Origin of the sequence: Vibrio sp. THAF64 (assembly GCF_009363455.1) — a bacterium.
Classification (GTDB): domain Bacteria; phylum Pseudomonadota; class Gammaproteobacteria; order Enterobacterales; family Vibrionaceae; genus Vibrio; species Vibrio coralliilyticus.
The window spans coordinates 205,779-227,810 of sequence record NZ_CP045355.1; the positions used below are offsets into that span (position 1 = coordinate 205,779).

The 22,032-nt window shown below is 47.7% G+C and carries 20 protein-coding genes; 10 read left to right on the forward strand and 10 right to left on the reverse strand.

The window, feature by feature from the left end; translation table 11 throughout:
• The first annotated feature begins 102 nt into the window (after nucleotides 1-102).
• Entirely contained in the window at nucleotides 103-393 is a 291-nt protein-coding gene (locus FIU99_RS00905; RefSeq protein ID WP_006963350.1) for a co-chaperone GroES, read from the forward strand.
• A gap of 75 nt (nucleotides 394-468) precedes the next feature.
• Complete coding sequence (gene groL / locus FIU99_RS00910; protein ID WP_006963349.1) at nucleotides 469-2,115, forward strand: chaperonin GroEL; 1,647 nt, start codon at nucleotides 469-471, stop codon at nucleotides 2,113-2,115.
• A gap of 116 nt (nucleotides 2,116-2,231) precedes the next feature.
• On the opposite strand, the gene glpX is transcribed toward groL, so the two are convergent.
• Complete coding sequence (gene glpX / locus FIU99_RS00915; RefSeq protein ID WP_006963348.1) at nucleotides 2,232-3,239, reverse strand: class II fructose-bisphosphatase; 1,008 nt, start codon at nucleotides 3,237-3,239, stop codon at nucleotides 2,232-2,234.
• Nucleotides 3,240-3,542: 303 nt separating this feature from the next.
• Here glpX and zapB point away from each other — a divergent pair, with 303 nt between their 5' ends.
• The gene (gene zapB, locus FIU99_RS00920) at nucleotides 3,543-3,785 is read left to right on the forward strand and encodes a cell division protein ZapB (protein ID WP_006963347.1); all 243 of its coding nucleotides are present in this window, start codon (nucleotides 3,543-3,545) and stop codon (nucleotides 3,783-3,785) included.
• 72 nt (nucleotides 3,786-3,857) lie between these two features.
• Here the strand turns inward: zapB and metF are convergent, their stop codons facing one another.
• The 3 genes from metF to FIU99_RS00935 form a co-directional block, all read right to left on the reverse strand.
• On the reverse strand, nucleotides 3,858-4,748 hold the full coding sequence (gene metF, locus FIU99_RS00925) for a methylenetetrahydrofolate reductase (protein ID WP_006963346.1): 891 nt from the start codon (nucleotides 4,746-4,748) through the stop codon (nucleotides 3,858-3,860).
• A 213-nt stretch (nucleotides 4,749-4,961) separates the two neighbouring features.
• Complete coding sequence (locus tag FIU99_RS00930; protein WP_006963345.1) at nucleotides 4,962-7,373, reverse strand: bifunctional aspartate kinase/homoserine dehydrogenase II; 2,412 nt, start codon at nucleotides 7,371-7,373, stop codon at nucleotides 4,962-4,964.
• Nucleotides 7,370-8,539, reverse strand: coding sequence for an O-succinylhomoserine (thiol)-lyase (locus FIU99_RS00935; RefSeq protein ID WP_006963344.1), 1,170 nt, complete (start codon nucleotides 8,537-8,539; stop codon nucleotides 7,370-7,372). The genes FIU99_RS00930 and FIU99_RS00935 overlap by 4 nt, the downstream gene beginning before the upstream one ends.
• Nucleotides 8,540-8,760: 221 nt before the next feature.
• On the opposite strand from FIU99_RS00935, the gene metJ reads away from it, so the two are divergent.
• The gene (metJ, locus tag FIU99_RS00940) at nucleotides 8,761-9,081 is read left to right on the forward strand and encodes a met regulon transcriptional regulator MetJ (RefSeq protein WP_006963343.1); all 321 of its coding nucleotides are present in this window, start codon (nucleotides 8,761-8,763) and stop codon (nucleotides 9,079-9,081) included.
• Between the two features lie 87 nt (nucleotides 9,082-9,168).
• On the opposite strand, the gene FIU99_RS00945 is transcribed toward metJ, so the two are convergent.
• Complete coding sequence (locus FIU99_RS00945) at nucleotides 9,169-10,446, reverse strand: malic enzyme-like NAD(P)-binding protein (protein WP_006963342.1); 1,278 nt, start codon at nucleotides 10,444-10,446, stop codon at nucleotides 9,169-9,171.
• A 251-nt stretch (nucleotides 10,447-10,697) separates the two neighbouring features.
• Nucleotides 10,698-10,916 carry a 50S ribosomal protein L31 gene (gene rpmE, locus FIU99_RS00950; protein ID WP_006963341.1) on the reverse strand — a complete coding sequence of 73 codons (219 nt, stop codon included), beginning with the start codon at nucleotides 10,914-10,916 and terminating at the stop codon, nucleotides 10,698-10,700.
• 290 nt (nucleotides 10,917-11,206) lie between these two features.
• Here rpmE and priA point away from each other — a divergent pair, with 290 nt between their 5' ends.
• From priA to FIU99_RS00980, 6 genes are all read left to right on the forward strand, one after another.
• Nucleotides 11,207-13,408: a primosomal protein N' gene (gene priA / locus FIU99_RS00955; protein WP_152471942.1), complete on the forward strand. Its 2,202-nt coding sequence runs from the start codon at nucleotides 11,207-11,209 to the stop codon at nucleotides 13,406-13,408.
• A gap of 248 nt (nucleotides 13,409-13,656) precedes the next feature.
• Nucleotides 13,657-14,664, forward strand: coding sequence for a DNA-binding transcriptional regulator CytR (cytR, locus tag FIU99_RS00960; protein WP_006963339.1), 1,008 nt, complete (start codon nucleotides 13,657-13,659; stop codon nucleotides 14,662-14,664).
• Between the two features lie 114 nt (nucleotides 14,665-14,778).
• Nucleotides 14,779-15,327 carry an SPOR domain-containing protein gene (locus tag FIU99_RS00965; RefSeq protein ID WP_029236296.1) on the forward strand — a complete coding sequence of 183 codons (549 nt, stop codon included), beginning with the start codon at nucleotides 14,779-14,781 and terminating at the stop codon, nucleotides 15,325-15,327.
• A gap of 161 nt (nucleotides 15,328-15,488) precedes the next feature.
• Entirely contained in the window at nucleotides 15,489-16,034 is a 546-nt protein-coding gene (hslV, locus tag FIU99_RS00970; RefSeq protein WP_006963336.1) for an ATP-dependent protease subunit HslV, read from the forward strand.
• A 37-nt stretch (nucleotides 16,035-16,071) separates the two neighbouring features.
• Entirely contained in the window at nucleotides 16,072-17,406 is a 1,335-nt protein-coding gene (gene hslU / locus FIU99_RS00975) for an HslU--HslV peptidase ATPase subunit (RefSeq protein ID WP_021457296.1), read from the forward strand.
• Nucleotides 17,407-17,570: 164 nt separating this feature from the next.
• Complete coding sequence (locus FIU99_RS00980; RefSeq protein WP_152471943.1) at nucleotides 17,571-18,254, forward strand: nitroreductase family protein; 684 nt, start codon at nucleotides 17,571-17,573, stop codon at nucleotides 18,252-18,254.
• A gap of 58 nt (nucleotides 18,255-18,312) precedes the next feature.
• Here FIU99_RS00980 and frdD read toward each other — a convergent pair whose 3' ends face one another.
• From frdD to frdA, 4 genes are read right to left on the reverse strand one after another with little or no spacing between them, the layout of a single operon-like run.
• The gene (gene frdD, locus FIU99_RS00985; RefSeq protein WP_152471944.1) at nucleotides 18,313-18,690 is read right to left on the reverse strand and encodes a fumarate reductase subunit FrdD; all 378 of its coding nucleotides are present in this window, start codon (nucleotides 18,688-18,690) and stop codon (nucleotides 18,313-18,315) included.
• A 12-nt stretch (nucleotides 18,691-18,702) separates the two neighbouring features.
• Nucleotides 18,703-19,086, reverse strand: a complete 384-nt coding sequence (gene frdC / locus FIU99_RS00990) for a fumarate reductase subunit FrdC (RefSeq protein WP_152471945.1) — start codon at nucleotides 19,084-19,086, stop codon at nucleotides 18,703-18,705.
• A 1-nt stretch (nucleotide 19,087) separates the two neighbouring features.
• On the reverse strand, nucleotides 19,088-19,852 hold the full coding sequence (locus FIU99_RS00995; protein ID WP_006963326.1) for a succinate dehydrogenase/fumarate reductase iron-sulfur subunit: 765 nt from the start codon (nucleotides 19,850-19,852) through the stop codon (nucleotides 19,088-19,090).
• Nucleotides 19,852-21,669 (reverse strand): fumarate reductase (quinol) flavoprotein subunit, encoded by a 1,818-nt coding sequence (frdA, locus tag FIU99_RS01000; RefSeq protein WP_152471946.1) that lies wholly within the window; start codon nucleotides 21,667-21,669, stop codon nucleotides 19,852-19,854. Before frdA ends, FIU99_RS00995 begins: the two co-directional genes overlap by 1 nt.
• Nucleotides 21,670-22,032 lie beyond the last annotated feature (363 nt).

The window sequence follows — 22,032 nt, forward strand, 5'->3', positions numbered from 1 at the left end:
TTCCCCCTTGGGTTTCGCCTGTCTTTCCCTCATATAGACACCATTAGGCTGTTATAGCCATTCATCATATCAAATATGGAAACTAATCAGGAGAGACGACCGATGAACATTCGTCCATTACACGACCGAGTTATCGTAGAACGCCAAGAAGTTGAGTCTAAATCAGCGGGTGGTATTGTTCTGACTGGTTCTGCTGCAGAGAAATCGACTCGCGGCGTAATTCTAGCTGTAGGTAAAGGCCGCATCCTAGAAAACGGCACTGTGATGCCACTGGACGTTAAAGTCGGCGATACGGTTATCTTCGTTGAAGGTTACGGTACGAAGACAGAAAAAATCGACGGTAAAGAAGTGCTAGTGATGTCTGAAAATGACATCATGGCGATCGTTGAGTAATAGCAATCATTGAGTAATTTTTTGCTCAGATTCAACTGCAAATCAAAACAAAGAATTTAGAAAAGGAAACTAAAGATGGCTGCTAAAGACGTTAAATTTGGTAACGATGCACGTGTAAAAATGCTAGAAGGTGTAAACGTTCTGGCTGACGCTGTAAAAGTAACACTAGGTCCTAAAGGCCGTAACGTAGTTCTAGACAAATCTTTTGGTGCACCAACGATTACTAAAGATGGTGTATCTGTAGCGCGTGAAATCGAACTTGAAGACAAGTTCCAAAACATGGGCGCACAAATGGTTAAAGAGGTAGCGTCTCAAGCAAACGACGCTGCGGGTGACGGTACAACAACTGCAACAGTACTTGCTCAAGCTATCGTTAACGAAGGCCTGAAAGCGGTTGCTGCTGGCATGAACCCAATGGATCTTAAGCGCGGTATCGACAAAGCTGTCATCGCAGCGGTTGAAGAACTAAAAGCACTGTCTGTTGAATGTGCTGATACCAAAGCGATTGCACAGGTAGGTACTATCTCTGCAAACTCAGATTCAAGCGTAGGTAACATCATTGCTGAAGCGATGGAGAAAGTAGGTCGTGATGGTGTTATCACGGTCGAAGAAGGTCAAGCTCTACAAGATGAGTTAGATGTTGTTGAAGGTATGCAGTTCGACCGCGGTTACCTATCACCTTACTTCATCAACAACCAAGAAGCAGGTTCTGTTGACCTTGAAAACCCATTTATTCTTCTAATCGACAAGAAAGTTTCTAACATTCGCGAACTTCTTCCGACTCTAGAAGCGGTAGCAAAAGCATCTCGCCCACTTCTGATCATCGCTGAGGATGTAGAAGGCGAAGCACTAGCAACTCTAGTTGTGAACAACATGCGTGGCATTGTGAAAGTAGCGGCTGTTAAAGCGCCTGGCTTCGGTGATCGCCGTAAAGCTATGCTACAAGACATCGCTATTCTGACTGGTGGTACAGTGATTTCTGAAGAAGTCGGCCTAGAGCTAGAGAAAGTCGTTCTAGAAGACCTAGGTCAAGCGAAGCGTGTTGCTATCACTAAAGAAAACACTACCATCATTGATGGCATTGGTGAAGAAGTAATGATCTCTGGTCGTGTTGCTCAAATCCGTCAGCAAATCGAAGAAGCGACTTCAGACTACGACAAAGAGAAGCTACAAGAGCGTGTTGCTAAACTGGCAGGCGGTGTTGCAGTAATCAAAGTTGGCGCAGCGACTGAAGTTGAAATGAAAGAGAAGAAAGACCGCGTAGAAGATGCACTACACGCAACTCGCGCAGCGGTTGAGGAAGGTGTTGTTGCTGGAGGTGGTGTTGCACTAATCCGCGCAGCTTCTAAGATCACTGAACTTCAAGGTGATAACGAAGAGCAAAACGTTGGTATCCGCGTTGCTCTACGTGCAATGGAAGCGCCTATCCGTCAAATCACTACAAACGCAGGCGACGAAGAGTCTGTGGTTGCGAACAACGTGAAAGGTGGTGAAGGTTCTTACGGTTACAATGCGGCAACTGGTGAGTACGGCGACATGCTTGAGATGGGTATCCTAGACCCAACAAAAGTAACTCGTTCTGCACTTCAGTTCGCGGCATCAGTTGCTGGCCTAATGATCACTACAGAAGCAATGGTTACAGACCTACCTCAGAAAGATGCTCCTGCAATGCCTGATATGGGTGGCATGGGCGGTATGGGTGGCATGGGCGGTATGATGTAATCCCCCTGAGCTACTTCAGCCAAATAAAAACGGAGCCTTTAGGCTCCGTTTTCGTATCTGATGATCTGTGTTTATATAGCCAGAAACTTATTTGTCATCATACAAGCCCTCTGTCTCTAGAGAATAATCTCTCTTACTTCAGCGTCTTTGCGCTCAAGATAGTGAGTGGACTTAATACGGCGAATGGTGCGACATCGACCACGGATAAGCAGCGTTTCTGTTGTGGCAATGTTACCTTGGCGAGTGATGCCTTCGAGCAGGTCACCTTTAGTAATCCCCGTTGCTGAGAAGACCACATTATCACTCTTGGCCATGTCTTCCATCGTGAGTACGACATTTGCTTCTACGCCCATTTCTTTGCAGCGTGTTAGCTCTGCTGTCCCGTAAATACGGTTTTCTTCCGTATCGCCTTTGATTTCATGACGAGGCAGTAAACGGCCGTGCATGTCACCATCCAGAGCGCGGATGACTGCAGCAGACACCACTCCTTCAGGTGCACCGCCAATACAGTACATTGCATCAACTTCGCTGTCAGGCATACATGTCAGAATCGAAGCGGCCACATCACCATCTGGTACAGCAAACACACGCACTCCCATTGCCTGCATTTCTGCAATCACTTTGTCATGGCGTGGTTTAGCGAGCGTAATGACGACTAACGTATCTAGCGTTTTATTCAACGCTTGGGCGATGTTCTCTAGATTGTCTTTCAGTGGTTTGTTGAGGTCGATGCAGCCTTTCGCACCTGGACCTACTACCAGCTTTTCCATGTACATGTCAGGTGCTTTTAGGAAGCTGCCTTTCTCACCTGCGGCGAGTACTGCTAACGCATTTGATTGCCCCATAGCTGTCATGCGCGTGCCTTCAATGGGATCGACTGCAATATCGACTTCATCACCGCCAATTCCGACGTTTTCACCTATGTACAGCATAGGTGCATCATCAATCTCGCCTTCACCAATCACAATTTCACCACTGATATCGGTCTTGTTGAGCAAGATTCGCATCACTTCAACGGCAGCGCCGTCGGCCGCATTTTTGTCACCACGCCCTAGCCATTTATAACCAGCCAATGCGGCGCCTTCTGTTACTCGGGAAAATGCCATTGCCAAATCGCGTTTCATGATGACTCCAAATCTAGAGAATAGGGGAATGAATTAAACGCGCAGGATTTTAGCATAGTTGCAAGTAAACGTTTGCCATTTTCGCCCAGCGGAATTGAACTCGATCAAAATGAGGTGAAAATCGACAAAAAATTTGGCCTCAGCGCTTCTCCGTCAGTGCATTGTCAATGTATGCTGTTTTTTTGACCGAATGGTGCGAAATATAGAATATAGGGCGTGTTTATCACTCTCTGCCTGAGTAGAATGAGGACATTAGGTGGAGAAAGCTCTTCACAATAACCGGACAATACAAGGTAGGCTAAGATGTCTTTTGAAGTACTAGAAAAACTAGAAGCGAAAATCCAAACTGCAGTTGACACCATTGCACTTCTACAAATGGAAGTGGAAGAGCTGAAAGAAGAAAAAGAGAAGCTGGCAGTAGAAGCAAATGAGCTTCGTTCTAGCCGTGAAGAGATCGAACAAAAAGCGCAGCAGATGCAACAAGAGCATTCAGCTTGGCAGGAGCGTATTCGTAACCTGCTAGGTAAGATGGACGAAGTTGAGTAAGCATCGTCTAATGACAAAAAGGGTGGCCATGGCCACCCTTTTTGGGTTTTTAGAGGATAATGAGGGCTCAGGTTACACTTGAGGGCGCACGCCTAACGTATGGCACAGCGCGTAGGTCATTTCTGCGCGGTTTAGTGTGTAGAAGTGGAAGTCTTTCACACCTTCACGGCTCAGCACTCGAATCATATCGATGGCTTGGCTTGCGCCAACCAGCTGACGTGTCGTCGGGTCATCATCCAGACCTTCAAACTGTTTCGCCATCCAGCTTGGTACTTTAACGTTGTTTTGAGCGGCAAAGCGTGACGCTTGCTTAAAGTTCGAAACCGGTAAAATACCCGGTACGATTTCAACGTCGATGCCTGCTGCAACACAGCGATCACGGAAACGAAGATAGCTTTCAACGTCAAAGAAGAACTGAGTAATAGCGCGGTTTGCGCCTGCATCGACTTTACGTTTGAGATTGAGTAGATCCGCCTGTGCACTTTTGGCTTCTGGGTGCACCTCAGGGAAAGCGGCAACGGAGATATCAAAATCATGACGCTCTTTTAGAAGTTTCACCAGATCGGAGGCGTACATTTCTGGTTTACCGCCGCCCGGTGGGATGTCACCACGCAGCGCGACGATGCTCTGAATACCGTTTGCCCAGTAATCATCAGCAATGCGTGCTAGCTCTTCACGTGACGCGTCAATACATGTTAGATGAGGAGCGGCAATTAGCCCTGTTTCAGCTTTAATTTCTTTAATGATGGAATGTGTGCGGTCACGTTCACCTGAGTTCGCACCGTAAGTGACGGAAACGAATTTAGGCTTTAGCGTTTTGAGGCGATGGACTGAGTTCCATAGGGTTTCTTCCATCTTTTCACTGCTGGGTGGAAAAAACTCAAATGACACATTGATGTTGTCAGAAAGTTCCGCAATATTCTGGTTTAAGGCATCTATATGGCCGGCGTGCGTATATCCCATCTTACTCTCTCCATGTGGCAACTGGACCACAAAACTCAAATCCTCAAATCGACGTTTAGACGTCTATATGTCCACAGGATGTATTGAATACGATTTAAAGTCAACAGTACGATTATGAATTTTTTTCAAGTTAAATATTAGACGTTTTCAACTTGAAAGGTAATGGTATGACTGAGAAAGAAAAAGCGCAGCTAAGAGCTGCGCTTTAGTCAATTATAAGAAGCTGGAAAGCAGATTGAGGTCTGACTGAATCGCACCTGCGGTTACCTCTCGGCCTGCGCCGGGGCCGCGAATAACCAGTGGGTTATCCTTGTACCATTTGCTTTCGATGGCGAAGATGTTGTCACATGGCAGCAAATTAGCCAGAGCATGTTCTTTACTTAGCGCTTCAACACCGACCGTTGCTGAACCGTTCTTCTCCAGTCTTGCAACGTAGCGCAGTATCTTGTCTTCGCGCTGAGCTTTCTCTAAACGCTTGGCTAACAGCTCACTTAATAGTTGGCTTTTATCGAGGAAATCGTCCAGCGACAGATCGGCAAGCTCAGCAGGAACCAGACTTTCCACTTTAACCGCTTCTGGTTCCAGATCGAGCCCGGCTTCACGCGCTAAAATAACTAGCTTACGCATTACATCAGAGCCATCCAGATCGCAGCGCGGGTCCGGTTCAGTCAAACCTTGCTGCCAAGCGAGATCCACTAGTTCTGCAAAAGGTACATTACCGTCATACTGCTGAAACAGCCAAGAAAGCGTGCCAGAGAAAATGCCTGATAAGGCATGAATGTCATCGCCACTTTCACGTAAGTCCTTCACCGTGTGGTTAATCGGTAAACCAGCTCCGACAGTTGCATTGTAAAGCCAGTGGCGGTTTATCTTGGCAAAGGCATCTTGCACCTGATGATAATAATCACTGGATGCGGAGCCAGCGACTTTGTTGGCAGAGATAAGGTGCATGCCTTGTTCTGCGATGTTCAGGTAGCGCTCGGCCAGTTGCTGGCTAGCCGTCACATCGAGCACAACGACATCATCGTAGCCCTGAATCGCGCCAAGCTTTCTTACCCACTCATCGCCTTGATACTCAATCGCTTCTTCTTCGTAGTGAGCGCTGACGGTGCTGGCATCAATACCTTTAGGATTGAACCAGTAGTTTTGACTGCCAACGACAGCAACCAGTTCGAAGTTCATGCCGCGACGTTTTTCCAGCTCGGCTTTTTGCTCAGCAAAAAGTTCAAGCCAGCTTGAGCCAATATTACCTTTGCCACACAAAGCGATACCAACGCGCTTTTGAGCCTGGAACAGTTGGCTGTGGATCGATTTGACCAGAACAGAAGTATCTGTACTGCGCAACACTGCGACCAAGCTTAATCCTGACTGAGATTCTGAAATAAACTCCACAGGAGAAGACTTAAGCTTCTGGTAGAAACCGTAGCAGTGGTTGGCATTTTTAGTTACACCTGCACCGACTGCTGCAATCAACGAATAGCCCTCTTTGAGCTTAATTTCAGCTTCTATCGCGGCGTCTTGGAGGTATTCGAGTGCGCCGCCTGCAATCTCAGCGGTATACGCTAAGCGCAGCGTTTGTTGGTCTTCCTGTGTTTCATAGGTCAGTGGCTCAAGTTGAGCGCGTTTCAGCCCTGCAAGTGTTTCTTGTTCAAGGCGACTGAAATCGTGGCCAGAGGCAAAGTTGAGTTGGATTAGCAGCACTTCTTTCAATGAAGAAATGATTTTAGCGCCGCGACCTGAGGCCAGCACGCGTTCAATGCGTGTGGAGCCATCTTCTGGCTCATAGCTGCAACGCAGGTGTAAATCCATCGCACTTTGTGCGACCGGCTGAAGGGTGCGGCTGTGCAGGACTGGTGCCGCAAGTCGGGCTAATTCGCTGGCTTCGTCTAGGCGAAGCAATGGCAAAAGACACGCATCAGAGACTAAACGCGGGTCTGCGCTGTAGACACCCGCAACGTCACTCCAGATGGTCACGCGTTTTACTTCGGCTAGCGCACCAATGACGGTGGCGGAGTAATCTGAACCATTACGACCAAGCAGAACGGTATGGCCTTGCTCATCCTGTGCCATAAATCCTGTGATCACAACACGGTGATGGGCGTGTTGAGCGAGCACTTCTTTGATCAGTGGATAGGAGGTGCCCCGGTCAACTTCAGGTTGTGTGCCTGCTTCGGCACGTAGGAAAGCTCTTGCATCCTGAGCGACAGCCTGTAGATCATTTTGATTCAGTAATGCCGCCAGCAATCGAGAAGACCAAACCTCTCCGTGACCTAAAACGGCTGCGCGCTCGGCCGTCGTTAAGGGAGCCGTTAGCTCACCCAGTGTGCTGAATTCGTCGTTGAGTGTGGCAAGAAGCTGCTGTTGGCTTTCACCTTGTAACAGGTCTTCGACCAGCTGTACCTGAAACTGACGTAATGACTGCAAAGCTTCGTGGGCGAGGCGGCCATCTTTGTTCAGTGAGTCTAAAAACTCAATCAAACGATTGGTGGTCTTGCCTGCCGCTGAGACAACAATTAAATCTTCTTGATTAGAATATTCTTTGAGAATACTAACTACGCGGCGGTAACACTCTGGATCCGCGAGGCTACTGCCGCCAAATTTATGCAATTGACGCTGCTGGCTCATGACAACGCCTCCTGAGTTTTACTGAATGCTTGATCTAGATCGGCTATCAGGTCATCAGCGTCTTCGAGGCCGACAGAAAGGCGGAGAAGCTGTTGTGAGACTCCGGCTTCTGCTAATGCGGCTTCACCCATTGCTCTATGTGTCATTGACGCTGGGTGGCAAATCAGGCTCTCCACGCCGCCAAGTGATTCGGCGAGTGAAAACAGTTCTAGCTCACCAACAAAGTGTTTGAGCTGTTCAAAGCTGCCTGCAAACTCAAAGCTGAGCATAGAGCCGAATCCAGACTGCTGCTTTTTCGCAATCTCATGGCCCGGGTGTTCAGGCAAGCTTGGGTGATAGATGTTGCCAACCAGAGACTGAGATTGCAGGTAGTTGAGAATGTGTGCTGAGCTTTCTTCATGCACTTTCATGCGCGCACCCAAGGTGCGAATACCGCGTAATGTCATGTAGCTGTCGAATGGTGTGCCGGTAGCGCCGATACAGTTACCCCACCAAGCAAGATCTTCAGCATGCTGCTCAGTTTTGGTGATTACCACGCCACCTATGACATCAGAATGACCGTTAATGTACTTGGTTGTCGAGTGAATGACGAAGTCAGCGCCGAGTTCAAGAGGCTTTTGGAACACAGGTGTCAAAAAGGTATTATCGACGCCGACCAGAGCACCAACCTGGCGGGCTTTTTCACATACTGCAGCAATGTCGACTACTCGAACCAAAGGATTAGACGGTGTTTCCAACAGAATCAGTTTAGGTTTCTTTGCTATAGCGTCGTTCAGGGCTTTTTGATCTGATTGATCGACAAACTGAACCTTGAAGTCACCTTTCTGAGCGCGGGTGTTAAATAAACGGTACGTACCGCCGTAGCAATCGTGTGGCGCGATGATCAGGTCATCTGGGCCAAGAAATGCAGAGACCCATAAGTTTAACGCTGAGGTTCCACAGTTGGTCACTACCGCACCTTTACCGGACTCCAGCTCATACAGAGCTTTTTCTAATAAGCCACGGTTTGGGTTACCCGAGCGAGTGTAGTCATATTTTGGCACTTCGCCGAAGGCGGGAAATCCGTAGTTAGTCGAGAGGTAAATAGGTGGCACAACGGCGTGATGCTGAGTGTCTGACTCGATACCAGTACGTACCGCGATTGTGGCTGGTTTACGGGCGCTCATAAGTGTTTCCTTTCGAACTGTAGTGACTTGGCTGGAGATTACACTATACCTGTTTGCCGGATGTTAGATATATGTTATTCCAATCGTATATCTCTTCACTTTACTTCTCATTTTTTAAGACGTCAACACTTCTAGACGTCTATATGTCTTTGCTTGTGGCCATAAATCCCGCTAAAATTACGCTTTCTAATTTTATACATAATGAATCATAAAGGTGCGCAATGGCAGATTGGAACGGCGAATACATTAGTCCGTATGCTGAACATGGAAAGAAAAGCGAGCAAGTAAAGAAGATCACGGTTTCTATTCCATTGAAAGTATTGAAGGTTTTAACTGATGAGCGAACGCGTCGTCAGATTAATAACCTGCGCCATGCGACGAACAGTGAGCTGCTTTGTGAAGCGTTTCTGCACGCTTATACAGGCCAGCCATTACCTACCGATGAAGATTTGCGTAAAGACCGCCCAGATGATATTCCTGCGGAAGTGAAAAAACTCATGACTGAGATGGGCATTGAATTCGAAGCGTATGATGAAGAGTAACAACTGGCAGCGCGCCTGGTTTTTATTTTGCTGAAAACTAAAAAACCGCTGAATGTTCAGCGGTTTTTTAGTTGCCGAGAGGAACGCTTACGCTTCCATGTAATTCTCTGGCATTTCAATGCGAGCCACACCTGACTCTACTGCTGCTAGAGCAACTGCTTTTGCAACACGTGGCAATAGGCGAGAGTCCATCGGTTTAGGAATGATGTAACCAGGACCAAATTCCAGCTTATCCACGCCAGCGGCTTTCAATACTTCCGCTGGAACTTCTTCTTTCGCCAGTTCACGAATGGCATCTACCGCAGCGAGTTTCATTTCATCGTTGATTTCGCTAGCACGAACGTCAAGAGCACCACGGAAGATGAATGGGAAACACAGTACGTTGTTTACTTGGTTCGGGTAGTCGCTGCGACCTGTACCCATGATTAAATCATCACGAACTTCATGTGCCAACTCTGGTTTGATTTCCGGATCTGGGTTTGAACACGCGAAGACAACAGGTTTGTCAGCCATCAGTTTGAGTGCTTCAGGCGCAAGCAAGTTCGGACCAGATACGCCCAAGAACAGGTCTGCACCTTCGATAACGTCTTCCAGCGTACGCTTGTCAGTGTTATTCGCAAATAGTTGCTTGTATTCGTTGAGATCATCACGGCGAGTGTGGATAACGCCTTTGCGGTCAAGCATGTAGATCTTTTCACGCATTGCACCACACTTGATCAGTAGCTCCATACAAGCTACTGCGGCAGCGCCTGCGCCAAGACATACAATCGTAGCGTCTTCTAGCTTTTTGCCTTGCAGTTCAATCGCGTTAAGCATGCCTGCTGCGGTTACGATTGCTGTGCCGTGTTGGTCATCGTGAAAAACCGGCACATCACAGCGCTCAATCAACTGCTTTTCAATTTCAAAACAATCTGGCGCTTTGATGTCTTCAAGGTTGATACCGCCAAACGTATCGGCAATGTTAGCGACCGTGTCGACAAATTCTTCGATTGTGCGGTGTTTGACTTCAATGTCGATAGAGTCCAAACCTGCAAAGCGTTTGAACAAAAGAGCTTTACCTTCCATGACTGGCTTTGATGCCAGTGGACCTAAGTTACCAAGACCAAGAATTGCTGTTCCGTTAGAGATAACCGCTACCATGTTACCTTTAGAGGTGTATTTGTAGACATTATCTGCATTCTGTGCAATTTCACGTACAGGCTCAGCCACGCCTGGGCTGTACGCTAACGCCAGATCACCTGCCGTTTCGGCTGGTGTTGTCAGCTCAACCGAAATTTTACCTGCTGTTGGGTAAGCATGGTAATCCAGCGCTTGCTGACGGAATTGTTCTTCAGGGGATAGTTCTTGGCGATTGTCATCGGACATAGGTGTAGGTACTCGTTAATAATAATTAGGATAGGGGGTAATCCATTCTAGAGTAACTAAGTCAAGCTGCCTAGGTCAGAATGCGAGCTAAAGCAATAAAATGTGCTAAATGACTGGAGATAAGACCAGATGGGTAGAGATATGGCTAGCGAATATCAAACAGTGGAAGATATTACTCTGAATGAATAGCTGAAGAAGCAGATAACAAAAAAGGACGCCGTAGCGTCCTTTTCTCTTCATCTAAAAAGAAATTACTTCTTAGAAGAAAGAGCACCGAAACGCTTGTTGAAGCGATCTACACGGCCGCCAGTATCAACGATACGCTGCTTACCAGTGTAGAATGGGTGACATTTGTCACATACGTCTAGGTGGATTGACTCTTTAGTTAGAGTTGAGTTGAACTCGAAAGAGTTACCGCAAGAACAAGTTGCTTTAACTGCTTTGTACTCTGGGTGGATACCAGCTTTCATGGGAGAACCTCTAAAATAGGCCGTGTCGCTATCCGATTCTATGCCGGACACCACACGTAGTTAATAAAATTTCCTTTGGATACCGCTGTTCAAAAACAAGCCATATCACTAAGGCGCGATATAGTAATGAATACGGCCTCAGGGATCAACCGATTTACCAATAAAGTTGCTACTTTTTTAGCCGCTGATGTGTATCCATGCTAGAAATCGGCTTAGTGATGCTGTTGCTTCCCCGCTTAGCGCTTTTCCCTTAGACTAATTGCGTTCCTTTCATTTTGTTTTAAGCCTATATGCGACCGACGATTGCCCGAGTGGCCTTACCTGTACCGCTCGACAAACAGTTTGACTATCAGATTCCTGCTCACCTGTTTCCTATTATTGGTGGGCGCGTGTCTGTCCCCTTTGGTCGTCAGACGCTGGTCGGTGTGGTTACGGCGCTGGTGAATCAGTCTGAGTTCAGTTTTGACAAGCTCAAACCGTTAAAACAAGTGTTGGATTCTCAGCCTGTTTGGCCAGATAGCCTCTACGAGTTACTGCAATGGTGCAGTCAGTTTTACCAGTATCCTCTTGGAGACACCTTGCTCAATGCGATGCCAAGTGCACTTCGTAAAGGCAAAGAAGCCGATTTTGCAACGCTGGTGGAATGGCAGTTGACTGCAGCTGGGCGTAATCAGCTGATGTTAGGTTTTGGCCGAGCCGTCAAGCAAGCCAAAGTCATGCATATGCTTGAAAGTGGTTCAGTACCACACCAGCACTTCATTGATGAAGAAATCAGCTCTAGTGTTCTCAAAACCTTGCAAGAGAAAGGCTGGATTGAGTCGATAGAGTGCAAACCGGAGATGCGCGATTGGAGTCGGCAGGTTGAAGCGGATGTGGATAAGCCAAAGCTTAATGAAGAGCAGGCTGTCGCTATTGCGACCGTTAATAGCTTTGATGGCTTTGGTTGTTTCTTACTGGAAGGAGTGACCGGTTCAGGTAAGACGGAAGTTTATCTTAACCTTATCAAGCCAGTGTTGGAGAAAGGGCGGCAAGCTCTCGTTTTAGTACCGGAAATTGGTCTGACGCCACAAACCATTAACCGTTTTCGCCACAGGTTTGATGTGCCAGTCGAAGTGATTCATTCTGGGCTTAACGACAGCGAAAGATTGAACGCTTGGTTAAGTGCCCGAGATAAAGCCGCTGGCATCGTCATTGGCACACGCTCAGCACTACTGACGCCTTTTGCTGATCTCGGCATCATCATTGTTGATGAAGAACACGATGCTTCTTATAAGCAGCAAGACAGCCTTCGCTATCATGCGCGCGATGTTGCTGTGATGCGAGCCAACAAAGAACAAATTCCAATTGTACTAGGCTCTGCGACACCGGCATTGGAAACTCTGCATAATGCTTTATCGGGCAAGTACCACCATCTGACACTAACCGAACGCGCCGGTAATGCTGTACCGACGTCAAACAAGGTGCTGGATGTGAAAGGTCAGTATCTGGAAAGTGGTTTATCCGCCTCTCTGATTGCGGAAATGCGTCAACACCTCAGTGCCGGTAATCAGGTGATGTTATTCCTCAATCGTCGCGGTTTTTCGCCAGCCTTGATGTGCCATGATTGCGGTTGGATTGCAGAATGTAAGCGATGCGACGCTTACTATACCTATCACCAATACAGCAATGAGATTCGTTGCCATCATTGTGGCTCTCAGCAGCCAACGATTCATCAGTGTCAGGGGTGCGGATCGTCAAATCTGGTCACTGTGGGCGTAGGGACAGAGCAGCTTGAAGCGCAGCTTGGTGAGCTTTTTCCTGAATATCAAACCATTCGTATTGACCGTGACAGCACTCGGCGTAAAGGCAGTTTGGAATCGGCTCTTGGAGACATTCGCAGCGGCAAGTACCAGATATTGATTGGTACCCAAATGTTGGCGAAAGGCCATCACTTCCCTGATGTGACATTGGTAGCGCTGCTGGATGTTGATGGCTCGCTATACAGCAGTGATTTCAGAGCATCCGAGCGCTTGGCTCAGCTGTTTATTCAGGTGGCAGGGCGAGCTGGGCGAGCCAGCAAGCCCGGAGAGGTGATCCTACAAACGCATCACCCTGAACACAGCTTACTTCAGGCTCTGCTGACCAAAAGCTATCGACATTTTGCCGAGACCGCATTGCAGGAACGTAAGTTTGCCATGTTGCCTCCTTATACTTATCTGACCTTGTTCCGTGCTGAGGCGAATAACTCCCAGCATGTGGAAGCGTTTTTGCGTCAGGTTCGCCATACCTTAGAAGCCCACCCGCTCTTTGATGGGTATTGTCAGGTTTTGGGCCCCACTCCAGCCCCACTTGCAAAACGTGCCGGTAAACATCGTTGGCAATTGATGCTACAGACGCAAACTCGGCCAACCATGCAAAAGTTACTTTCCAGTGCGAAACCGGCGATCCAAATGTTACCGAATGCGAAAAAGGTGCGTTGGTCTTTAGATATTGAGCCGCAGGATTTGAGCTGATTTCTCACCTTTTTCATTTAATTGTGACTCACGTCTCGTCTCGGGATTTAAATTTGTTAATCTTCCCGTAACTTTCTGTTTCGAAATGAATAAACTATGGATTAGCTCAATTGAAAAGGTTGAGTGATATAAGACAGGTAAACGATTGCTATAGGCAATAAACATAAGAATGGGTTTGAGCTCATCAATATCGGTTTAGGTGGCACTAGGCGCTACCGTGTTTAGGAAATGAAGAGGGTAATTAATATATGGCGACAATGAAGGATGTTGCTCAGCTAGCAGGCGTTTCAACTGCAACAGTATCGCGTGCTCTAATGAACCCGGAAAAAGTATCTTCAGCTACAAGGAAGCGAGTAGAAGATGCAGTATTAGAAGCCGGATATTCACCAAATTCTCTGGCGCGCAACCTGCGCCGAAATGAGTCCAAAACCATAATTGCAATCATCCCGGATATTTGTGATCCCTACTACACAGAGATCATCCGTGGAATTGAAGACGCTGCGATGGAACATGGATACATCGTGCTGCTGGGAGACAGTGGTCAGCAGAAAAAGCGTGAGAGTTCTTTTGTCAATCTTGTCTTTACTAAGCAGGCCGATGGAATGTTGCTGCTTGGTACTGATCTGCCGTTTGACGTCAGCAAACCTGAGCAGAAAAACCTGCCGCCTATGGTGATGGCATGTGAGTTTGCACCTGAACTGGAGCTGCCAACGGTGCACATTGATAACCTGACATCGGCATTTGAAGCCGTGAACTATCTTACGCAGATGGGTCACAAGCGCATTGCTCAGATTTCGGGCCCTAGTTCTGCGGTACTATGCCAGTTCCGCTACCAAGGTTACCAGCAAGCGTTACGCCGAGCCGGCATTAGTATGAATCCGAATTACTGTATCTACGGTGACTTCTCGTTTGAAGATGGTGCGAAAGCCGTCAGACAATTGTTGGCTTTACCTGAGCCGCCAACCGCGATTTTCTGTCACAACGATGCGATGGCCATCGGGGCAATTCAAGAAGCGAAGAAGCTGGGCTTGCGCGTCCCGCAAGACCTGTCTGTCGTTGGCTTTGATGATATTCAGTTTGCTCAGTACTGCGATCCACCACTGACGACCATTTCTCAGCCACGTTACGAGATTGGCCGACAGGCAATGTTGATGATGCTTGAGTTGTTGCGCGGCCATGATGTTCGTGCCGGTTCTCGATTGCTGGAAACTCAGCTGGTTGTCAGGGAAAGCGCTGCTCCACCGCGAGTCATCTGACGATTGCTTTTACTCAGCGGCGCATTTTGATGCGCCGCTTCCATTTCCCCTCTGTAATCAGGGCGCATTCTGCATTAACATAGCGGCAGAGGTAACAGACATTGATGTACAGCAGTGGCAAATAGAGATTATGTGAAACGCGGCCGTGGTAACAGCGGGCGTAAACCAGCGCGTAAAAAGTCGGCACCAAAAAGAAAACCCTGGCGCAGTGGATTGTTAGCGATTCTACTGGTAGGTGGTTTTGGTTACGGGCTTTATACGTTGAGTAATGATCCTGAGCCGCCACAACCAGTTGTGCAGCAAAGCAAGCCTAAGCCAAAACCAAAGGCAGAAAAGGTGCTTCCTCCTCCTCCGGAAGAGAAATGGGACTACGTTGATTCTCTGCCGAGTCGTGAAATCGAAGTCACGGCGAAAAAGCAGGTAGTGTCTGAGATCCCTTATATCATGCAGTGTGGTGCGTACACCAATGCTTCTCAAGCCGAAGCGCGTAAGTTGGATATAGCCTTTCAAGGTATCAACAGTAAGATCCGCAAGAAAGAAGGCAGCAAGTGGTATCGCGTTGTACTCGGGCCATATAAGTTCAAACGTGACGCTGAACGAGATAAGCACAAACTTCAGAGGGCCAAGATTGAGCCTTGTGCCATTTGGAAAGACAGTCAGTAAAGAAAACGAGCCATCAGGCTCGTTTTTTGTTCATTGGATTGTAGATAGAACACGCTCTCAACGTGGAGCGTAATCCCAGCCACTGCTGCCCTTGAATTCCCCTTAAGCCAGCCTCATATATCTCTTAACACCAAGATGAAAATAATTATGAGGCCCTACTCGTGACTACTATTGTATCTGTACGTCGAAACAACAAAGTCGTCATTGCCGGCGATGGACAAGTATCACTGGGTAACACTGTGATGAAAGGCAACGCACGTAAAGTACGTCGTTTGTACAACAACAAAGTGCTTGCTGGTTTTGCTGGTGGTACCGCAGACGCATTTACGCTGTTTGAAAAGTTTGAAAGCAAACTGCAAATGCACCAAGGTCACTTAACTAAAGCTGCTGTTGAGTTGGCCAAAGATTGGCGCAGTGACCGTGCGTTACGCAAACTTGAAGCCCTACTTGCGGTAGCAGACGAAACTGCCTCGCTTATCATCACTGGTAATGGTGATGTGGTCCAGCCTGAGAACGATCTGATTGCGATTGGCTCTGGTGGTAATTTCGCCCAAGCAGCGGCGACCGCTTTACTAGAGAACACAGAGCTAGATGCTCGTGACATCGCGGAGAAATCACTAAAAATTGCTGGTGATATCTGTGTGTTTACCAATCATCACCACACTATCGAAGAACTAGAAATCCCAGCGGAACTTAACGCTGAATAACCCAAGATAGTGGCTACCGAATTTAAGGAATTTGATTATGTCTGAAATGACTCCCCGCGAAATTGTTCATGAACTTAACCGCCATATCATTGGTCAGGATAACGCGAAACGCTCAGTGGCCATTGCACTGCGTAACCGCTGGCGCCGTATGCAGCTTGAAGAAAGCTTACGCGTTGAAGTCACACCAAAGAACATTCTGATGATTGGTCCAACTGGTGTTGGTAAAACGGAGATTGCCCGTCGTTTAGCTAAACTGGCCAATGCACCGTTTATTAAAGTAGAAGCAACAAAATTCACTGAAGTGGGTTACGTTGGTAAAGAAGTCGAGACTATCATTCGCGATCTGACGGATGTCGCTATTAAGATGACGCATCAGCAAGCGATGGAGAAAGTGAAATTCCGTGCCGAAGAGCAAGCAGAAGAACGTGTTCTTGATGCGCTTTTACCACCAGCGCGAGATGCTTGGGGGCAAAGTGAGCAGCAAGACGAAAGCTCTTCGAATACGCGTCAAATTTTCCGTAAGAAACTACGTGAAGGCAAGCTAGACGACAAAGAGATCGAAGTCGATGTCGCTGCGCCACAAATGGGTGTAGAAATCATGGCGCCTCCTGGTATGGAGGAGATGACTAATCAGCTTCAAGGTATGTTCCAAAACTTAGCTGGCGATACTAAGAAAAAACGTAAGCTGAAAATCAAAGATGCTTTTAAGGCGCTAACGGAAGAAGAAGCTGCGAAACTGGTTAATCAGGAAGAGCTGAAAGAACAGGCTATCTTCAACGTTGAGAACAACGGTATCGTGTTTATCGATGAGATTGACAAGATCTGTAAGCGTGGCGAAAGTTCAGGCCCAGATGTGTCTCGCGAAGGTGTTCAGCGTGATCTGCTCCCTCTGATTGAAGGCAGCACAGTGTCAACTAAGCACGGCATGGTGAAAACAGACCACATTCTATTTGTGGCATCTGGCGCGTTTCAGGTGGCCAAACCTTCGGATCTGATTCCTGAGCTGCAAGGTCGTCTGCCAATTCGTGTCGAGTTAGAAGCGCTTTCAAGCAATGACTTCAAACGTATTCTGACTGAGCCAAAAGCGTCACTGACAGAGCAGTACATTGCTCTAATGAAGACGGAAGACGTGGATATCGAATTTACGGAAGAAGGCATCACTCAAATTGCAGAAGCTGCCTGGACCGTGAACGAAACCACTGAGAATATTGGTGCTCGCCGCTTACATACGGTGATGGAACGTTTGATGGATGAAATTTCTTTTGAAGCAACGGATAAATCCGGCTCTCAACTGACGATTGATGCCGAATACGTTAAAGCCAAGTTAGGCGAAACAATAGAAGATGAAGACCTAAGTCGTTTCATTCTTTAATCTACACCTAAGGAAAAAGCCGATCGCAAGATCGGCTTTTTTGTTATTAATCGTTGAAGGAAGTTTGCGTTCACTCTCACTCTTTGGTTTCCCTCCATTTGCTACCTCGCGAGATAGACAAATAGCGCTATAGTGGAATGACTCTAACTGCGCAAGGAAGCAACATGTCGACCACAGAATCCCATTCGCCTTTGAACGATTTTATTGAATTTCCTGCCGAGGAAATGTCCGCGCGTGCTGAGCAAAATTACCAACAGCTCAAACGCCGCCATTCGATTCGCAGCTTTTCAGATCGCCCAGTGGCGAAAGATATTATTGAGAACTGCATCCGTGCTGCCGGAACGGCGCCTAGCGGAGCGAATCATCAGCCGTGGCACTTTGTCGCCATCAACAGTGCTGAGGTAAAAGGTCAAATACGCCAAGCCGCAGAAGAGTTAGAGCGTTCTTTCTACGAAGGTAGAGCAGGACAGGAGTGGCTGGATGCTTTAAAGCCCTTAGGGACTCACGCCAGTAAACCCTATCTTGAGACTGCGCCTTGGTTAATTGCGGTTTTTTCACAGAAGAAAGGTGGCATGAGCAATGATGGGGAGCAAACCAATTATTACGTGCATGAGTCGGTCGGTATCGCGACGGGCTTTTTACTGCAAGCACTGCATAATGCTGGCCTAGGAACGTTAACGCATACCCCGAAACCAATGAGCTTTCTGAGTAAGATTTGTGGTCGTGATAACGATGTTGACAGGCCGTACATGTTGATTGTGACGGGCTATCCTGCTGAAGATGCAACGATTCCTGAACATGCGACCCACAAGAAACCTTTGCCTGATATCGCAACCTTCATTGAGTAGTGATGGACTGCGCGCAATAAAAAAGCTGGCATTAAGCCAGCTTTTTCCTCAAGTTTTCTCAGAGCATAAAGATAAAAATCACGCTCAAGGCCGAGATGAGCCCTGCAAAGGCGTAGCAGCCGACTTTCCCGGCTGGCCCCCCATGAACTTTGAGATCATGCATACCATGATGAATACGATGCATGGCATGCCACATTGGTAGTGCGAGAGTACCAATGATAAACAGAGCGCCGATAATGCTGGTGGCGAATGCGGTGATACGCTCGTAGCTCATCGCTTCAGCATCAATTACACCCATGGGAACAAGAATACCCAGCACTAATACCGTCACCGGAGTGATCATGGCAAACCAAGTACCGCCTGCGCCAAATAGACTCCACCAGATAGGCTCATCAGAACGCTTGGGAGCTCTATCTACAGAAAAATTAGGTTTCATAGTCATAGCTCCTTATACGATTACTAGCACAATCAGAGAAATAAATGCCACAGCAGCCCACTGAGTCAGAACGATAATTTTCTTATCAACAGGTTTGCCTTTCAGGCGAATTGGCATAACTTGCGGCATCATGCTGAAGAAGGTCTGTGCGTGCAGTAGGCTGCCCAGTAAAGCGACGATATTGATCGCAATGACAACAGGGTTCGCCATAAACTCAAGCCAGCCTTGCCAAGCTTCCGGGCCTTTCACCAGCGACCCTAGGCCGAAAGTCAGGAACAAAGTGAATAGGACTAACGGCAATACCGTGGCTTCACGCAGCATGTAGAAGCGATAAAACGGATGATCTTTCCACCAAGTTCGTGTTACCTCGCGAACGTAAGGTTTACGGTTGCTCATCTTACGCCTCCTGTGTAGTCTTTGTTGGTGTGCCATCAGGCTTGAACATTGAGATCACGAAGTCCATAGAAGACTCGACCTTACCTTGGTTTACCGCTGCTGCTGGGTCTACATTCTTCGGACAAACTTCAGAGCAGTAACCCACAAAGGTACAGCCCCAAGCACCGTTCTCGCCATTAATGAGTGCCATACGCTCATCTTTACCGTTATCACGGCTGTCTAGGTTGTAACGATGCGCGAGTGTCAGCGCAGCAGGGCCGATAAACTCAGGGTTTAAACCAAACTGAGGACATGCCGCGTAGCAAAGCCCACAGTTGATACAACCAGCAAATTGCTTGTACTTGGCCATTTGCTCAGGTGTTTGTAGGTTCGTGCCATCTTCAGGCTTGCGGTCGTTACCAATGATGTAAGGCTTGATGGCTTCGAGGCGCTCGATGAACGGCGTCATATCGACAATCAAGTCTTTCTCGATTGGGAAGTTCGCTAGTGGTTCGATTTTCACGCCGTTTGGGTAATCGCGGAGGAAGCTTTTACAAGCGAGCTTTGGCACACCATTAACCATAATGCCGCATGAACCACAGATCGCCATACGACAAGACCAACGGTAAGACAGGTCTTTATCTAGGTTATCTTTGATGTAGCCGAGGGCGTCAAGCGTCGACATGGTTTCGTCGAATGGTACTTCAAAGGTCTGGAAATGCGGTTCTGCGTCTTTTTCAGGGTCATAACGCAAAATCTCTACTTTTTGGATGCGATTGGCTGACATTACGCTTGCTCCTCTGCTTTCTTCTCTGCCGCTTTCGCTGCTTCTTCAGCGGCTGCTTTCTCTGCTGCCTCACCGTATAGACGCGCTTTGGGCTGTGACTTAGTGATGGTCACCTTGCTGTAGTCGATAGTTGGCGCGGCATCTGGCTGGAAGAAAGCCAGAGAGTGTTTGAGGAACTCTACGTCATCACGCTCAGTGCAGCCTTCGTCCAGACGCTGGTGGGCGCCACGAGACTCTTTACGTAGGATCGCAGAGTGAACCATAGCTTCAGCGACTTCTAGGCCGTAACCAACTTCGATAGCGTAAAGAAGGTCAGTGTTGAACACTTTGCCTTTGTCTTTGATACTGATGTTTTTGTAGCGAGCTTTCAATTCAGTAATCTTATCGATCGTCGCTTGCATCAGATCTTCTTGGCGGTAGATACCACAGCCAGCTTCCATGGTATGACCCATTTCAGTGCGGATATCTGCCCAGTTTTCATCGCCTTCTTGGTTCATCAGTGCTGCGATACGCTCTTCAACTGCTTTTACTTGAGCTGCGATAGACTCTTCGTTCCAGCCTCTGAATTCCGCAGCACGCTTCACCGCTTGTTCACCAGCAACACGGCCAAATACCACGAACTCAGCCAGAGAGTTAGAACCGAGGCGGTTTGCACCGTGTAGGCCAACTGAGGCACATTCGCCTACTGCGAATAGGCCTTTAATACGAGTTTCACATTCGCCGTTGGTTTCAATACCACCCATGGTGTAGTGCACCGTTGGACGAATTGGAATCGGCTCTTTTGCAGGATCAACGTTGACGTAAGCTTTAGCTAGCTCACAGATAAACGGTAGACGTTCTTGTAGGTACTCTTCACCCAAGTGGCGAAGGTCTAGATGAACTACATCACCAAGAGGGTGTTTGATGGTGTTGCCTTTTTGCTGCTCATGCCAGAAAGCTTGTGAAACCTTGTCGCGAGGACCAAGTTCCATGTATTTGTTCTTTGGCTGGCCAACTGGAGTTTCAGGGCCCATGCCGTAATCTTGTAGGTAACGGTAGCCATTCTTGTTAACGATGATACCGCCTTCACCACGACAGCCTTCAGTCATCAGGATCCCTGTGCCTGGAAGACCTGTTGGGTGGTACTGAACAAACTCCATATCACGTAGAGGTACACCATGACGGTAGGCCATCGCCATGCCATCACCTGTTACGATGCCGCCATTGGTGTTGCAGTGGTAAACTCGACCTGCGCCACCCGTTGCTAGGACTACTGATTTGGCTTTGATAGTGATCAGCTCGCCTTCCGACATGTGAATGGCAATGAGACCTTGAACTTCGCCTTCATCGACAAGCAGATCCACCACAAAGTACTCGTCAAAGCGTTTGATGTTGTCGTACTTCATTGATGTCTGGAATAGGGTGTGAAGCATATGGAAGCCAGTTTTATCAGCCGCGAACCATGTACGCTCAACCTTCATACCACCGAATCGGCGTACGTTGACTTCACCGTTTTCTTTACGACTCCATGGGCAACCCCATTGCTCCATTTGGATCATTTCGCGAGTCGCGTTTTCTACAAAATATTCAACAACGTCCTGTTCACATAGCCAATCGCCACCGCCAACAGTGTCGTTGAAGTGGTTGTCTAGGCTATCTTCATCCTTGATAACTGCTGCTGAGCCACCCTCCGCTGCGACTGTGTGAGAACGCATTGGGTAAACTTTAGAAATCAGTGCGACTTCTAAGTCAGGGTTTGCTTCAGCTGCTGCAATAGCAGTGCGAAGACCAGCGCCGCCTGCGCCGATGACTGCGATATCTGTGGTGATAGTTTGCACAGTTATCCTCCAGTGTGAATTTGCGGAGTATTCCGCTTGTTATCGTTAAATGGGTAATTCCCCAAAAGTGGTAGGGTTAGTGTAGAAGAGCATCATTATGGAAAAATTGATGTATTTAGGTTTTTGCTCCGGTAATGCATATGAGAGCATAGAAAATATAGGTTATGTGATTGCTATCACGGCAAAGCCATATCGATACTAACCCTTTGCTGTGCCAGCTGTTACGGGGATGTTGCGAGTGAGATTTGTTATTAATTTCCCCAATGATTAATGGAAGGAATTATTGGCTGTGAGACGTAATTTAAGCGCTTCAGGCTAAGTACAACTCATTTGCATTTTGAGTGAAAGATGATAGTTTTCGCC